Source organism: Confluentibacter flavum (genome assembly GCF_002843175.1).
Lineage (GTDB): Bacteria > Bacteroidota > Bacteroidia > Flavobacteriales > Flavobacteriaceae > Confluentibacter > Confluentibacter flavum.
This window is the reverse complement of the sequence record NZ_PJEO01000003.1, coordinates 26,485-41,557: the sequence shown is the minus strand read 5'-3', so window position 1 is coordinate 41,557 and position 15,073 is coordinate 26,485. Positions and strand designations below refer to the sequence as shown.

Annotated in this window: 15 protein-coding genes; 12 read left to right on the top strand and 3 right to left on the bottom strand. The window is 35.4% G+C overall.

Annotated features, from left to right (window positions below; genetic code table 11):
* Positions 1–67: 67 nt before the first annotated feature.
* The 11 genes from recR to ftsY all read left to right on the top strand — a co-directional run bounded on the left by recR (position 68) and on the right by ftsY (position 8,306).
* Positions 68–685, top strand: a complete 618-nt coding sequence (recR, locus tag CSW08_RS00300) for a recombination mediator RecR (protein WP_106657944.1) — start codon at positions 68–70, stop codon at positions 683–685.
* A gap of 7 nt (positions 686–692) precedes the next feature.
* On the top strand, positions 693–1,793 hold the full coding sequence (locus CSW08_RS00295) for a glycosyltransferase family 2 protein (RefSeq protein ID WP_106657915.1): 1,101 nt from the start codon (positions 693–695) through the stop codon (positions 1,791–1,793).
* Between the two features lie 83 nt (positions 1,794–1,876).
* Positions 1,877–3,280, top strand: coding sequence for a dihydrolipoamide acetyltransferase family protein (locus CSW08_RS00290; protein WP_106657914.1), 1,404 nt, complete (start codon positions 1,877–1,879; stop codon positions 3,278–3,280).
* A 103-nt stretch (positions 3,281–3,383) separates the two neighbouring features.
* Complete coding sequence (locus tag CSW08_RS00285) at positions 3,384–4,160, top strand: 3'-5' exonuclease (protein ID WP_106657913.1); 777 nt, start codon at positions 3,384–3,386, stop codon at positions 4,158–4,160.
* Between the two features lie 83 nt (positions 4,161–4,243).
* Positions 4,244–4,855: a fumarylacetoacetate hydrolase family protein gene (locus CSW08_RS00280; RefSeq protein ID WP_106657912.1), complete on the top strand. Its 612-nt coding sequence runs from the start codon at positions 4,244–4,246 to the stop codon at positions 4,853–4,855.
* Complete coding sequence (locus CSW08_RS00275) at positions 4,856–5,197, top strand: Hpt domain-containing protein (RefSeq protein WP_106657911.1); 342 nt, start codon at positions 4,856–4,858, stop codon at positions 5,195–5,197.
* A complete protein-coding gene (locus tag CSW08_RS00270; RefSeq protein WP_106657910.1) occupies positions 5,197–6,447 on the top strand; it encodes a CinA family nicotinamide mononucleotide deamidase-related protein in 1,251 nt (416 codons plus the stop codon). The genes CSW08_RS00275 and CSW08_RS00270 overlap by 1 nt, the downstream gene beginning before the upstream one ends.
* A gap of 81 nt (positions 6,448–6,528) precedes the next feature.
* The gene (gene rpmB, locus CSW08_RS00265; protein ID WP_106657909.1) at positions 6,529–6,765 is read left to right on the top strand and encodes a 50S ribosomal protein L28; all 237 of its coding nucleotides are present in this window, start codon (positions 6,529–6,531) and stop codon (positions 6,763–6,765) included.
* Between the two features lie 27 nt (positions 6,766–6,792).
* A complete protein-coding gene (rpmG, locus tag CSW08_RS00260) occupies positions 6,793–6,975 on the top strand; it encodes a 50S ribosomal protein L33 (RefSeq protein ID WP_100612071.1) in 183 nt (60 codons plus the stop codon).
* 34 nt (positions 6,976–7,009) lie between these two features.
* Positions 7,010–7,162 (top strand): DUF4295 domain-containing protein, encoded by a 153-nt coding sequence (locus CSW08_RS00255; protein ID WP_106657908.1) that lies wholly within the window; start codon positions 7,010–7,012, stop codon positions 7,160–7,162.
* Between the two features lie 190 nt (positions 7,163–7,352).
* Positions 7,353–8,306, top strand: a complete 954-nt coding sequence (gene ftsY, locus CSW08_RS00250) for a signal recognition particle-docking protein FtsY (protein ID WP_106657907.1) — start codon at positions 7,353–7,355, stop codon at positions 8,304–8,306.
* 95 nt (positions 8,307–8,401) lie between these two features.
* On the opposite strand, the gene CSW08_RS00245 is transcribed toward ftsY, so the two are convergent.
* Positions 8,402–9,475 carry a serine hydrolase domain-containing protein gene (locus CSW08_RS00245; protein ID WP_106657906.1) on the bottom strand — a complete coding sequence of 358 codons (1,074 nt, stop codon included), beginning with the start codon at positions 9,473–9,475 and terminating at the stop codon, positions 8,402–8,404.
* Between the two features lie 181 nt (positions 9,476–9,656).
* Here CSW08_RS00245 and rimO point away from each other — a divergent pair, with 181 nt between their 5' ends.
* Positions 9,657–10,964, top strand: coding sequence for a 30S ribosomal protein S12 methylthiotransferase RimO (gene rimO / locus CSW08_RS00240; RefSeq protein ID WP_106657905.1), 1,308 nt, complete (start codon positions 9,657–9,659; stop codon positions 10,962–10,964).
* A 268-nt stretch (positions 10,965–11,232) separates the two neighbouring features.
* Here rimO and CSW08_RS00235 read toward each other — a convergent pair whose 3' ends face one another.
* Both CSW08_RS00235 and CSW08_RS00230 read right to left on the bottom strand, forming a co-directional pair.
* On the bottom strand, positions 11,233–12,126 hold the full coding sequence (locus CSW08_RS00235; protein ID WP_157831402.1) for a T9SS type A sorting domain-containing protein: 894 nt from the start codon (positions 12,124–12,126) through the stop codon (positions 11,233–11,235).
* Between the two features lie 119 nt (positions 12,127–12,245).
* The gene (locus tag CSW08_RS00230) at positions 12,246–15,065 is read right to left on the bottom strand and encodes an FAD-binding and (Fe-S)-binding domain-containing protein (RefSeq protein WP_203226822.1); all 2,820 of its coding nucleotides are present in this window, start codon (positions 15,063–15,065) and stop codon (positions 12,246–12,248) included.
* Between the last annotated feature and the right edge of the window lie 8 nt (positions 15,066–15,073).

Here is a 15,073-nt window from a genome sequence, read left to right as displayed (position 1 = left end):
TAATTGCTAATAATTTGAAATGGTTTTGGTATTCATTATTAAACCTAAAATTGTAAATTCGCAGCCTATGGAATTTTCTTCAAAACTACTTGAACGTGCCGTCAATGAAATGTCTCAGCTCCCAGGTATTGGCAAGCGCACTGCTTTACGTTTGGTTTTGCATATGCTACGGCAGCCCAAAGAGCAAACATTAGCACTTACTGAAGCTTTGCAAACCATGCGAAATGACATAAAATTATGTAAATCTTGTCATAATATTAGCGATGTGGATGTATGCGATATTTGTTCTAATCCGAATCGTAATGAAGCTATTATATGTGTTGTTGAAGATGTAAGGGATGTTATGGCTATTGAAAACACAAGCTCCTTTAAAGGATTGTACCATGTTTTGGGAGGTAAAATATCGCCTATGGATGGTGTTGGGCCGCATGATTTAAATATAGAATCGTTGGTTGAAAAAGTAAAACTAGGCAAAGTAAAAGAACTTATTTTTGCATTAAGTTCTACCATGGAAGGTGATACCACTAATTTTTATATTTACCGAAAAATTCAAGAATACAATGTTTTAACATCAACAATAGCAAGAGGCATATCTGTTGGGGATGAATTGGAATATGCCGATGAGATTACTTTAGGGCGCAGTATTATAAACAGAATTCCATTTGAAGCTACATTAAAATCATAAACCGCATTTGAAACTCTCCATTGTTATATTAAACTATAATGTTCGCTATTTTTTAGAACTCTGTTTAAAAAGTGTTCAGCAGGCTATTATAACTATTGATGCCGAAATTATTGTGGTTGATAATCATTCTGAGGACAAAAGCTGCGAGATGGTTAGGCAGTTATTCCCAGAAGTTATTCTTATTGAAAACCATGAAAATTATGGTTTTTCAAAAGGAAACAATATAGGAGTTGCTAAAGCTAAAGGCGAGTATATTTGTATTCTAAATCCCGATACCGTTGTTTCAGAAGATACGTTTATAAAACTTTTGGAATTTTCATCCAGCAAAGACAAATTGGGTATTGTTGGGTGTAAATTGATTAATGGTTCAGGAGAATTTCTGCCAGAAAGCAAACGAAACATTCCATACGTAAAAGCATCTTTATTAAAGCTTTTAGGAAATCCTAAGCTGTATTATGCCTCTCATTTAAATAAAGATGAATCAGCTAAAGTAGACATTTTGGTTGGTGCTTTCATGTTTTTAAAATGCGAACTTTATAATGTTGTTGGTGGATTTGATGAAGATTATTTTATGTATGGTGAAGATATTGATTTGTCATACAGAATTTTAAAATCAGGGTTCCAAAATTATTATTATGGTGAAACTACAGTGATTCATTTTAAAGGAGAAAGTACATTACGGGATAAACATTATGCCAAGCGTTTTTTTGGTGCCATGCAAATATTTTATATGAAGCATTTTAAAAAGAATATACTGTTCAATATGTTTGTTTGGTTGGGTATTAGACTGGCTTACCTAACCAGAAAAATTCCTGTAATTAAGAGAAAAAATATTTTCAGATATGTTTTTATTTCCAATAAAGTGAATAAAAGTTTAAAGCTAATACTAGCAAAAGAAGTTGTTTTAAGCTCAAACTTAGAAGATATCAAAAATAATGATGAAATTATTTTTGATGCCAATCTATTAAGTTATAAAAGTATAATTGGTTTTATAGAAGATAAAAGTGCTGTTAAATCGTTGACATATAAAATATTACCTAACAATTCTAACTTTATAATTGGTAGCGATAATGTTATTAGTAGGGGTGAAATCATTGTTTTTGAATAGTTTTAATTATTAATTGCCTTAAGAAATTATTGATTTTTCACTAATTTTGCAGCGTTAATAAAATAGCAGTTTACTTTATAAATATGGCAAAGTTTGAACTTAAATTACCAAAAATGGGCGAAAGTGTTGCAGAAGCAACCATCACATCATGGTTAAAAGAAGTTGGTGACACCATTGAACTTGATGAAGCTGTTTTAGAAATAGCAACAGATAAAGTAGATAGTGAAGTGCCTAGTGAGGTGGAAGGTGTTTTGATTGAAAAACGCTTTAATATAGACGACGTAGTACAAGTTGGTCAAGTCATTGCCATTATTGAAACTGAAGCAGATGTTGAACAAGAGCCTTCGTCCTCTTTTGAAGAACCGGAACTTATGGAAGCTGTTGAACATGTTTCACAAACTATCCAAGCTGCTAAAGAAACAGTGAGCCCTTTAGCTTCCAGCGATGGGCGATTTTATTCTCCATTAGTGAAGAATATTGCGAAGCAAGAAGGTATTTCCCAATTGGAATTAGACACGATTTCTGGATCAGGTAAAGAAGGACGTGTTACAAAAGATGATATTTTGGGGTATATAGAAAATAAATCTAATGGTCAGAATACCTTCGAAAGCAAAATTGACACGTCATTACATCAGGTTAAAGAGGATAATGTCATTACAGAAACAGCTCCTATTCAATCTAAAGTTGAGTCTCTTATAGAGGACACTCCAATCATACAAAATACAATACCAATACAAGAAACGCCTAAACTTACTCAAACACCAATAATGCCAGGTGGTGAGGATGAAATTATTGAGATGACCAGAATGGGGAAACTCATTTCACATCATATGATGGAGTCCATTCAAACCTCTGCCCATGTACAAAGTTTTATTGAGGCCGATGTGACCAAAATTTGGAACTGGAGACAAAAAGTTAAAGATGATTTCATGAAACGTACGGGTGAAAATTTAACGTTCACGCCCATATTTATGGAAGCCATTGCCAAAGCGCTTCGAGATTATCCCATGATGAATATTTCTGTTCAAGGTGATAAAATAATCAAAAAGAAAAACATCAATCTGGGTATGGCGGCCTCGCTACCAAATGGGAATTTAATAGTGCCCGTTATAAAAAATGCTGATCAACTTAATTTGTTTGGTATGACAAAACAGGTGAATGACTTAGCGAATCGCGCCAAAACAGGCAAATTAAAACCAGACGATACACATGGTGGTACGTATACCGTAACCAATGTTGGTTCGTTTGGAAGTATTATGGGAACGCCTATCATCAATCAACCACAAGTTGGTATTTTGGCTCTGGGCGCCATACGAAAAACACCTGCAGTAATTGAAACTGCTGAAGGCGATTTTATAGGCATTCGATATAAAATGTTCTTATCCCATTCTTACGATCACAGAGTGGTTAATGGTGCCCTTGGAGGTCAGTTTGTAAAAGCCGTAAAAGATTACTTAGAGGCTTGGGATAGTCATAGGGAAATCTAAATAATATTAAATTATATGCAAAATCTAACCCATAAAACGGTTGGATTTTTTGTTTTCTACACTTTTCAATTTAGTATCTTTACACTTTTGTAAAATATATCTTATGCAACTCAATTTAACAAAACCCATCTGTTTTTTCGATTTAGAAACGACGGGCGTCAATATAACCACCGACAGAATTGTTGAAATTTCTGTTCTCAAAGTATTCCCAAATGGGAAGGAAGAACGTAAAACATGGTTGGTTAATCCACTAGTGCCCATTCCTAAAGAAGTCACTGCCATTCATGGTATTACGGATGCCGATGTAGCCGATAAACCCTCATTTAAAGAAGTTGCCAAAGAGATTTATAATATGATTAAGGATTCAGATTTGGCGGGTTTTAATTCCGACCGATTTGATATTCCGTTGTTGGCAGAAGAAATGTTGCGGGCTGAAGTGGATTTCGATATGAAAAACAGATTGTCTATAGACGTACAAACTATTTTCCATAAAATGGAACAACGTACCTTAAGTGCTGCATATCAATTTTATTGCAATAAAGAACTGGAAGGCGCCCACGGAGCAGAAGCCGACACCAACGCCACTTACGAAGTTCTAAAGGCCCAAATCGATAAATACAAAGAGATTGAAAATGACACCAAGTTTTTGGCGGAGTTCAGCACACGAAAACAATTTGCGGATTTTGCGGGGTTTATAGGTTATACTAAAAAAGGTGAGGAATGTTTTGCTTTTGGTAAGCATAAAGGCAAATTGGTGACAGACGTCTTGGAAACAGAACCTGGTTATTTTGGATGGTTATTAAATGCCGATTTCCCCTTATACACCAAAAAAGTGTTGACAGCCATCAAACTAAGAAATTTTAATAATAAACTAGGTTAAAAAGTTAAAAAGTTAAAAGTTAAAAGTTAAAAGTTAAAAGTTACTTCAACTAAACGACTAAACACCTTAACAACTAAACAACAATGAAAATCATCTGCATCGGTAGAAACTACGCAGAACATATTAAAGAGTTGGAAAACGAAAAACCGACAGATCCTGTTATTTTTTTAAAACCAGACACGGCTATTTTGTTAAAAAAACAGCCTTTTTTTATACCGGATTTTTCGAATGATGTCCATTACGAGGTTGAGGTTTTGGTTAAGATTAATAGAATAGGAAAGCACATTGATAAAAAATTTGCGCATAAATATTATAATGAGATTGGACTTGGAATCGATTTTACCGCCCGCGATGTACAAACCAAATTAAAAGAAAAAGGCCTGCCTTGGGAAAAAGCAAAGTCGTTTGATGGTGCTGCGGTTATAGGCGATTGGATTCCTATTAAAGACATTAAGGACGTGAATGCCATTGAATTTTCTTTAAAAAAAAACGAAAATATTGTTCAAATCGGAAATACAAGCCTTATGTTATGGAAAATTGATGAATTGATAGAATATATTTCAAAATATTTCACATTAAAGATAGGAGATATTATATTTACAGGAACTCCCGCCGGCGTAGGCAAAGTTGAGGTAAATGATAAGCTTTCAGGATTCATAGAAGATAAAAAAATGTTTTCAATAATAGTTAAATAAATGGAACAGCATTACAAATTATTTAGAGTACGTGAATTAGCGGACAACGATGAAGAGTTTATCGCCACTTTAGCGGCCGCCTTTTTAGAGGAAGTTCCCGAAGATGCCGAACGCTTACAAAAAGCAGTAGCCGAAAAGGATTACTACAATGCGTATCAAGCGGCACATAAAATGAAACCGACTGTCGATTTATTCGAACTTGGCGTGCTTGATATTTTAATTGAAGTTCAGGATTGGGGCAAATTCCAGAAAACGGATTTAGATATTAAACCCCAACTGGATATTGTTATTGCTGCGGTAGAACGAGCTGTTGATGAAATAAGATCAGATTTTAATTTATAATGTTAGCCGAAATAATCACCATAGGCGATGAGCTTCTCATAGGTCAAGTTATTGACACAAATTCTGCTTTTATAGCAAAAGAACTCAACAAAATTGGTGTATCGGTTTATCAAATTACTTCTGTTCAAGACGACAAATCTCATATTTTAACAGCGTTTAAAGATGCTGAAAGTCATGTGGATATCATCATCATTACAGGTGGTTTAGGGCCAACAAAGGACGATATCACTAAAAAAACCATAGCGGAATATTTTAACGATGTATTAATCAGGGATGCTTCTGTTTTAGCAAATATTGAATCCATTTGGAAGCAATATGTTAGGCAGACGTTGTTGCAAGTAAACATAGATCAAGCATTGGTGCCTTCAAAAGCAACCGTTTTAATGAATACCTTGGGAACAGCTCCGGGTATGTGGCTCGAAAAGAATAATAAAGTATTTATTTCTTTACCGGGTGTACCTTTTGAAATGAAAGGTTTAATGACTAACGAGGTGCTTCCTAGATTAAAAATTAAGTTTAAATGTCCTTTTATTTTACATAAAACTTTATTGATTTATGGCTTGGGTGAAAGTACTTTAGCCGATAGAATAGCATCTTGGGAAGATGCACTTCCTAAGCACATCAAGTTAGCGTATCTGCCAGATTTAGGCAGGATGAGGTTGCGTTTGTCTGCCAAAGGATTGGATGAACAACAAATTATTGCGGATGTTCAAAATGAAATTAATAAGGTATTGCCTTTAGTAAAGGATGAATTTATTGGTTTTGATGATGACGATAATTCCATTGAGGTAGCTATAGGGCAAAAATTAACAGCCATTGGAAAGACAATTGCTACCGCCGAAAGTTGTACAGGGGGGAAAATAGCTGAACGATTTATTGCCAATTCGGGAGCATCCGCTTATTTTAAAGGAAGTATTGTCAGTTACGCCACCGAGTCGAAAATAGACATTCTAGGCATTTCCAAAGATGATATTGCAGAACATTCTGTTGTGAGTTCCCAAGTAGCAGAATCTATGGCTCTACATGTTTTGCGAATGTTTAAAACAGATTATGCCATTGCAACCACAGGAAATGCTGGACCAACCAAAGGCGATTCTAATGTGGAAGTGGGTACGGTTTATGTCGCTATCGCAACTAAAACTACGGTATATTCCCGAAAATTCATGCTTGGAAATATTCGTTCCAAAGTCATTAATCAGGCTGCTAATAAAGCCTTTGAAATGCTCTTAAAAGAAATTTTTAAAAATTGATAATAAATAGATTGTCATAAATTAAAGATTTTGTATATTTGCACCTCGTTTTTAAACAACAATATTTAAAGTTATATAATAATGTCAAGAGTTTGTGAACTTACCGGTAAGAAGGCAATGGTTGGAAACAACGTGTCTCATGCGATGAATAAAACTAAACGCAAATTTAATGCGAACTTAGTTAAAAAACGTTTTTACATTCCAGAAGAGGATAATTGGGTAACTTTAAAAGTATCTACTTCGGCTTTAAAAACTATTAATAAAATAGGGATTACAGCAGCGATTAAAGATGCAAAATCTAAAGGTTTTTTAAAATAATAGCCGCATTTAATAAGTTAAGAAAACATGGCAAAGAAAGGTAGCAGAATACAAGTTATATTAGAATGTACTGAGCATAAAGAATCTGGACAACCAGGAACTTCAAGATACATTACAACTAAAAACAAAAAGAATACACCAGATAGAATGGAGATTAAAAAATTTAATCCTATTCTTAAACGTATGACAGTTCACAAAGAAATTAAATAATTAGAAGTTCTTAAACTTCAAAATGTATTGAATCATGGCAAAGAAAGCAGTAGCATCGTTACAAACAGGATCAAAAAGATTATCAAAAGCTATAAAAATGGTAAAATCCCCAAAAACGGGAGCTTACACATTTGTTGAATCAATTATGGCGCCAGAATTAGTAGACAATTTCTTAAGCAAGAAATAATTTACTTTTTTATAGATATTTAAAAGCTGCTTTCTTTAAGAAAGCGGCTTTTGTTTTATATTTACATCCCGTTTTAATGACAATTTTTCAGTAGGTCATAATGGGCAAGAAAGTTGTTACATCGTTTCCATCAATATCGTGGATCAAACGCCTAAACAAATAAAAAACAAACGAATACACATTTAAAAGAATGAGTTTTTTTAAAAAAATATTTTCATCAGAAAAAAAGGAAACCCTAGATAAAGGGCTTGAAAAATCTAAATCTAGTTTTTTTGGTAAATTAAGTAAGGCCGTTGCAGGAAAATCTAAAGTAGATGATGAGGTTTTAGATAATTTGGAAGAGATATTGGTGTCTAGTGATGTAGGTGTAAACACAACCCTTAAAGTGATAGAACGCATTGAAGCCAGAGTAGCTAAAGATAAATATTTAGGGACCGACGAACTTAATTTAATCCTTCGCGAAGAAATAGCTGGGTTGTTATCTGAAACCAACTCTGGAGAAGATACCCAATTTACCATTCCATCCACTAAAAAGCCCTATGTGATTATGGTGGTAGGCGTTAATGGTGTTGGTAAAACAACCACCATTGGGAAATTAGCCTATCAATTTAAAAAGCAAGGATTGAATGTGGTGCTTGGTGCGGCTGATACGTTTAGAGCCGCTGCCATCGATCAATTACAGGTTTGGGCAGATAGAGTAGGCGTACCGTTGGTTAAGCAATCTATGGGTAGCGACCCAGCATCTGTAGCATTCGATACGCTTAAGAGTGCCGTGACCCAAAATGCGGATGTGGTTATTATTGACACCGCTGGTCGTTTGCATAATAAAGTGAATTTAATGAACGAGCTGACCAAAGTAAAACGCGTCATGCAAAAAGTGGTGGACGATGCACCTCACGATGTCTTGTTGGTTTTAGATGGTTCTACCGGGCAAAACGCTTTCGAGCAAGCCAAACAGTTTACTGCAGCTACAGAAGTCACTTCACTAGCGGTTACTAAATTAGATGGGACAGCTAAAGGCGGTGTGGTGATTGGTATTTCGGACCAATTTAAAATTCCCGTGAAATATATTGGCGTTGGAGAAGGTATTGAAGACCTTCAGGTATTCAATAAATTTGAGTTTGTGGATTCGTTTTTTAAATAGCATTCCTGCGTAGGCAGGAATCCACATATCATATAGAATAAAAATTTTTGTTCATATATTATGCTTTTTTTAATTACATTAAAGCAAAAAGCTATTTATTCAATCAAATCATTAATCTTTTCCCAAAGTGTGTTATCAAAAGTCGATAATGCAAAATTAGCCCCATCGGCAACGTCTCCCATTCTAACAATAACCAGTTTTTTACTAGGCACCACATAAATCTTTTGGTCATTTTTACCCAACGCGGCATACATATCGGCTGGTGCATTAGGAATTAATGTGCCATTAATTTCAATTTGGGTTTTGGGCAAATAATAACTCGATTTTCCATTTAACCACCATAAATAACCATAAGCTTGATTGATATTTTGGGACGTTGAGGTGGCTTCATTTAAAAAATTTTCAGGGACAATTTGAGTGTTTCCCCATGTGCCTTCGGCATAAATCATTAAGCCAAAACGTGCCATGCTTCGGGTATTGCTCCAGTACACATTTAAATTATCTAAATGGGTCCAAAGTCCCGTCATGCCAATTTTATCTTTCAATTTTGTGTTGAAATAATTATTCCAAGTTTGGTTACTGGCAGCAGCCACCACATCCTGCATTTTCACATATACGTTATGGTATGCCCAGCGTGTACCTGCATCGGCTTTATATTGCAAGTTAGCAGACGATACATCATCACCTAAACTATCATCTAGACCAGAATTCATGGAGAGTAGGTTTTTACAGGTAATCAGGTTCTCTTTATCTAAAGTTTCACTTGTCCAACCAGTCCCTAAATAATCCGATACCTTATTGTTGATATTTATCAAGCCCTCTTCTTGTGCAATTCCAGAAACGGTTGAGGTTAATGTTTTTCCGGCACTCGCCCAATACCAAGACGCTGTTGCGCTGTGTCCGTTAAAATAGCTTTCAACAACAATTTTTCCATTGTAAAGCATTATAAAACCTTTGGTGTTTTTTTCTTCCAAATAATCCAAAAGTGGCTGAAGCGCACTAGCATTCCAACCTAATTCGGAGACAGGCACTGTTACCCAAGTATCAGAATTCGATGTTGGGAAATAAAGTTCGGTAGGAGTTGGGTCTGGATCAATGGGATTATCATTACTTGAACATCCAAAAAACAATCCGAAAGTAAGTATTATAAGGATGGGCCACTTTTTCATAATAGTAGGTTTTGGGTTTTACACTATCAAATATATAAAAGGTTTATAAATAGTTAAAAGTTAAAAGTTAGTTTTGCTAACAGCTAACAGCTAACAGCTAACAGCTTCAACCAAAATTCGTAAATCATAAATCGTATATCGTAAATCATTATGTATCTTTGCACACTTATTTAAAGAAGGCATGCGTACAAAATCTCTAAAGAAAAACCGAATTAATGTTGTAACCCTTGGCTGTAGTAAAAATGTTTACGATAGTGAGGTACTGATGGGGCAATTAAAAGCCAGCGGAAAAGATGTGGTTCATGAAAAAGAAGGGAATATCGTGGTGATTAATACCTGCGGATTTATCAATAATGCCAAAGAAGAAAGCATCAATACCATTTTGGAATACGTTCAAAAAAAGGAAGATGGCGAAATTGATAAAGTATTTGTTACGGGTTGTTTGAGTGAACGTTACAAGCCAGATTTATTAAAGGAAATCCCGAATGTGGACGAGTATTTTGGAACCACCGAACTTCCCGGATTATTGAAAGCGTTGGGTGCCGACTATAAACACGAGCTGATTGGTGAGCGTTTAACAACCACACCAAAAAATTATGCCTATTTAAAAATTGCCGAAGGTTGCGATCGCCCCTGTAGTTTTTGTGCCATTCCGTTAATGCGTGGCAAACACAAAAGTACGCCGATTGAAGATTTGGTTACCGAGGCAGAAAAACTAGCCGCCAAAGGTGTTAAGGAACTTATTTTAATCGCCCAAGATATAACCTATTATGGGTTGGATTTATATAAAAAACGCAACCTAGCCGAACTTTTAGAGGCGTTGGTAAAAGTAGATGGTATTGAATGGATTCGTTTACATTATGCCTTTCCAACAGGGTTTCCGATGGATGTGCTGGATGTGATGAACCGAGAACCTAAAATATGTCATTATTTGGATATTCCGTTGCAACATATTTCTGATAGTATTCTTAAAAGTATGCGTCGTGGTACTACCAAAGAAAAAACCACGCAATTACTAAAAGATTTTAGAGCTGCTGTCCCCAATATGACCATTAGAACCACCTTAATTGTAGGTTACCCGGGTGAAACTGAAGAAGATTATCAAACCCTTAAACAATGGGTTAAGGAGATGCGTTTTGAGCGTTTGGGCTGTTTTACATACAGTCACGAAGAAAACACCCATGCCTATAATTTAGAAGATGATGTGCCAGAAGAGGTGAAGCAACAACGTGCCAACGAGATTATGGAACTACAATCACAAATTTCTTGGGAGTTGAACCAAGAAAAAATAGGCAACACCTTTAAAGTAGTTATTGATAGAAAAGAAGGCGGTTATTTTGTGGGTAGAACGGAATTTGATTCACCCGATGTAGATAACGAAGTGCTTATTGATGCCAGTAAAACCTATTTAAAAACGGGCGAATTTACGACCGTAAAAATTACGGATGCTGCTGATTTTGATTTGTATGGGGAGGTTGTAACAGAATAAATTAAGTTGATTTTTGATGTATTCATGTTGTGTTTGTGAATTGATGGTTGTGTGTAGTTTTTATTAAAAAAATCTTTTTTTCTAATCTATCCTCAAAACTAAAATTCTAGTTATTTAAACATAATCTTTTTTAAATGTTTGATTATATATTGATGATTTAATAATTGCTATAAATTTTAATTATTATGATTTGGGTTTAATATGAGTAAAATGAGACTATTTACTATTTTTTAAAATGGTAGCAGATAAGCCTAAATTATAATGAGCTTTAATACTTAATAATTTTTTTAGTTATACTTCCTTTATCAGAGTTTAAATTTAGTAGATATAAACCTGCTGAAAGATGAGATAAATCTAAAGTGTTTGTATTATTATGGACTTCTTTTGATAAAACCATCCTTCCATTTATATCAAAGATGGAAACTGTTCCATTATTTAAATCTTGTAAATAAATTTTAGTATTATTTTTAACAGGATTTGGATAAATCATTATTTGATTTGTAGGCTCAATACTTTCAGCTTCTAATGTTGTTGTTTGGAAAAGCTTAATGCTTCTTAATTCAATGTAGCCACTAGATCCATACCTGCCATCATTTCTTAAATGTAATTTTATATATCTAGTGCTTATTTGTGTTAAAGAAATATCTGTTGGTAATGTAACAGTATTATTGTTTAATTCACCATCTCCAATTACAGATTCTGCTCCTAGACTAAACCAGCCAGAATCTAAATGATCTGGAGCTGAACTTGTGATATTAACATGAGCATAAATTTGTGCATGAGTCGTTTTACCATCAGAGTACATTTGGTAAATTTGTGCTAAATCAATGTTCTTTGCTGTTCCTAAATCAATAACCAGAACTCCAATCCCTGTTCCTCCATTATTATTCCATGTTGCTCCAGAATTAATGTCTACTTTAGTGCTTTCTAGTTTACTATCGATATTACTGCTGTTACATAATGTACCTTGAGGTTTCCAAGCATTATTACAATCGGCAGCTAAATCTGAATCATAGACCGATACACCATTAAGAGCTTCTATTTGCACAACAGTTGCAGAACCCCCAGTGAAAGTTCCGTTTGCAAAATTTGTATCTAACTGAGCATAATTAGTGAATGTAAATAATAATGATGATAATAAAAAAAGTAAATTTTCTCTCACAAATAGGTTTTTTAATATTGAAAATTTGATAGATGTTACAACTTTACGATATACAATACTCAAAATAAAATTTGACACTTGACGAAGTTAGCAGAAATTTTTTATAAAATAAAAACAACTTATAAACATTCATCCACCAAATACAAAATAGATTCATAATTGGTATTCATTGCTTGGCTCATCGCCATTTCGCAGGTTTTGGTTGAGGCATAATAGCCATCACAAACCACATTGTTTAATTCTTGTGCTTCATCATTTGTGGCAGATTTGGTCAGCTCTGGAAATATAAAACCTCTATCGCCCGCCATGCCACAGCAACCATTATTTTTTGGTACGATTACCTCTTTGGCAAAATGTTTGGCAACCCCTATAAACTTATCTTCAATTTTCAGTTTTTCCAGAGCGCAAACCGAATGCAACACAATGCTATTTTTATAACGTTTCACTTGGCTTTTGGGAAGTACCATATCGTGTAAAAACGCGACCGTGTCTAAAATTTGTAGTTTCTTTAATTTGTCTTTGTTTTCAGCAGTTAAGGTAGAACCCATTTGTTTTAAGCTGTAGGCACAAGAACTCACATCAATCACCACAGGAATGGTACCAAATTGGGTGGCGTTCCAAAGCTTTTCAATAATGGTATTGGCTGTAACATGGTAAGCGTCTTGATGCCCTTTTGATGAAAATGGTTGGCCACAACAACTGCTATTCACATTCTTTAAAACGGAAACAGCTATATTTGTTTTTTTACAGATACTTAAAAACGTTTCCATATTGTTTTTCTCTTTGCCTTCATACGTGCCCAAAACCCTAGAAATACACGATGGGAAATAGATAATGTCTGGGTTGGTTATTGTATGGGATTCTATAGCCGATAAACTGGGTGGTGATGCTATTTGTGGTGTCCATAATGGAGAGTTTGGAATGATTTTTCTAATTTGGATGGTGAGGCTGGTCATGGTGTTTTTTCCAAAAAAACTATTGATAAGCGTGCCACTTTTTATAGCCATTCTAACAAGCCATTGTACCATGGCAAAATTTTTAGCAACGGTTAAAGCCACCGTATTAGCGAATGTTGAATGGTTTTCACTTCGAAGTCGTTTTACTAAATCGCCTGTATTGATATCGACAGGGCAGGCGGTAGCACATAAGCCATCAAGGGCACACGTATCCAAGCCATCATATTGAAATTGTTCTTTTAGCAGGTTGTAATTCGCGGTATCACCATTATTTTCCAGCGTTTTCAAGGCGCGCCGAACCACTATACGTCGTCTAGGTGTGGTTGTTAAATCTTTGCTCGGGCATTTGTGTTCGCAATAACCACATTCAATACAGGTGTCCACTTCATGTTCAACCGTGGGCAGTTCTTTTAAATTTTTTAGATGTGTGTGTTTATCATCATTAATAATCACACCCGGATTTAAAAGTAGATGTGGGTCAACCGAATGTTTCAAACGTTTCATAATCTCATAACCCAAACCGCCCCATTCTGTTTCCACAAAAGGTGCCATGTTTCTACCCGTACCGTGTTCTGCTTTTAAAGTGCCATCGTATTTAGTAACCACAAGTTCCACCACCTCTTTAATGAACACATCGTATCGATTAATCTCATGGTCCGTATTAAAAGATTGGGTCACCACAAAGTGGATATTACCATCTTTGGCATGTCCGAAAATAATAGCGTTATCGTAATGATGCTTTTTAAAAAGCAGATGTAAATCTACAATCGCATCGCCCAATTTTTCAACAGGAAATGCCACATCTTCCAAAATAACGGTTGTTCCAGAGGCTCTGACGGCGCCGACAGCAGGGAATAAGCCTTTACGGACTTTCCACAAAGCAGCCATTTCATGAGGATGACTCGTAAAAATTGGTGTTTGAATTAAGTTTAAATTTCCAGTCGTACTTAAAAAATAGTTGACTTTTTTATCCATTGCTTCAAAATCGTTTTCTTGGTATTCAATAAGTAAAGCCGCGGCATATTCTGGTAATGTTTTTACGAAATGGGGAATGGATTCCATATTTTCAACAGCCTTTAGCGACGCTCTGTCCATGAGTTCCACCATCATAGCGCCAGAATTTTTAAGAGGCACGATGGCTTTACAAGCATCAAAAATGGAATGGAAATACAGTAGGGCAGTCGATTTGTATTTATAATCAGGAACGGTGTTTAAAACCACTTCAGAAATAAAAGCCAAAGTCCCTTCCGCACCGATAAGTAAATGTGCCAAGATATCCAAAGGATGTTTGAAATCGATAAACGCATTTAACGAATAACCGACCGTATTTTTGGTCAAATATTTTTTACGGATTTTATCATGCAGTTCCGCATTTGATACAATGGTATGTTGAAGATTAGCTAAGTTGATAAACAATTCATTTTCAGTATTTTGAAATCTGGAATAATCGTCTTTGTTTTCTGTGGAATAGGTGTTTCCGTTAGGCAAGATAAATCGCAAATATTTAACCGTATGGTACGAGTTTAAAGCCACACCACAGCACATCCCGCTGGAGTTATTGGATACAATACCGCCCATCATAGCGGCATTGATACTAGCTGGATCGGGACCTATTTTTTTACCGTATTTTTTTAAATGGGCGTTCACCATAGCCCCCGTCATGCCAGGTTGTACACGAACGGTATCACCATCGTTTTCAACAGCAATCTGTTTCCACGAATGACTTAAATCCACTAAAATACCATCGGTGATGGATTGCCCCGATAAACTGGTGCCACCCGTACGAAATACCAAAGGGATGCTGTATGTTTGTGAAAATTGAAATAGCGCAATAATCTCAACCTCGTTGATGGGTTGCACTACTGCTTTTGGAACCAAATGATAAAAACCAGCATCAGACGCGTAAGACACCAAATCGATGTAACGCGTTTTGACCCTGCTTGGGGGAAGTATGTTTTTAAGTTCTAAGGCAATATCCATCATAACTTTAT

What these genes read in the sequence shown, in the direction of transcription:
- CSW08_RS00255 (WP_106657908.1), top strand. Translation starts at nt 7,010, where the DNA reads ATGGCAAAGAAAGCAGTAGCATCGTTACAAACAGGATCAAAAAGATTA.
- CSW08_RS00245 (WP_106657906.1), bottom strand. Translation starts at nt 9,475, where the DNA reads ATGAAAAAGTGGCCCATCCTTATAATACTTACTTTCGGATTGTTTTTT.
- rpmG (WP_100612071.1), top strand. Translation starts at nt 6,793, where the DNA reads ATGGCAAAGAAAGGTAGCAGAATACAAGTTATATTAGAATGTACTGAG.
- rpmB (WP_106657909.1), top strand. Translation starts at nt 6,529, where the DNA reads ATGTCAAGAGTTTGTGAACTTACCGGTAAGAAGGCAATGGTTGGAAAC.
- CSW08_RS00280 (WP_106657912.1), top strand. Translation starts at nt 4,244, where the DNA reads ATGAAAATCATCTGCATCGGTAGAAACTACGCAGAACATATTAAAGAG.
- CSW08_RS00285 (WP_106657913.1), top strand. Translation starts at nt 3,384, where the DNA reads ATGCAACTCAATTTAACAAAACCCATCTGTTTTTTCGATTTAGAAACG.
- recR (WP_106657944.1), top strand. Translation starts at nt 68, where the DNA reads ATGGAATTTTCTTCAAAACTACTTGAACGTGCCGTCAATGAAATGTCT.
- CSW08_RS00275 (WP_106657911.1), top strand. Translation starts at nt 4,856, where the DNA reads ATGGAACAGCATTACAAATTATTTAGAGTACGTGAATTAGCGGACAAC.
- CSW08_RS00270 (WP_106657910.1), top strand. Translation starts at nt 5,197, where the DNA reads ATGTTAGCCGAAATAATCACCATAGGCGATGAGCTTCTCATAGGTCAA.
- rimO (WP_106657905.1), top strand. Translation starts at nt 9,657, where the DNA reads ATGCGTACAAAATCTCTAAAGAAAAACCGAATTAATGTTGTAACCCTT.
- ftsY (WP_106657907.1), top strand. Translation starts at nt 7,353, where the DNA reads ATGAGTTTTTTTAAAAAAATATTTTCATCAGAAAAAAAGGAAACCCTA.
- CSW08_RS00290 (WP_106657914.1), top strand. Translation starts at nt 1,877, where the DNA reads ATGGCAAAGTTTGAACTTAAATTACCAAAAATGGGCGAAAGTGTTGCA.
- CSW08_RS00230 (WP_203226822.1), bottom strand. Translation starts at nt 15,065, where the DNA reads ATGATGGATATTGCCTTAGAACTTAAAAACATACTTCCCCCAAGCAGG.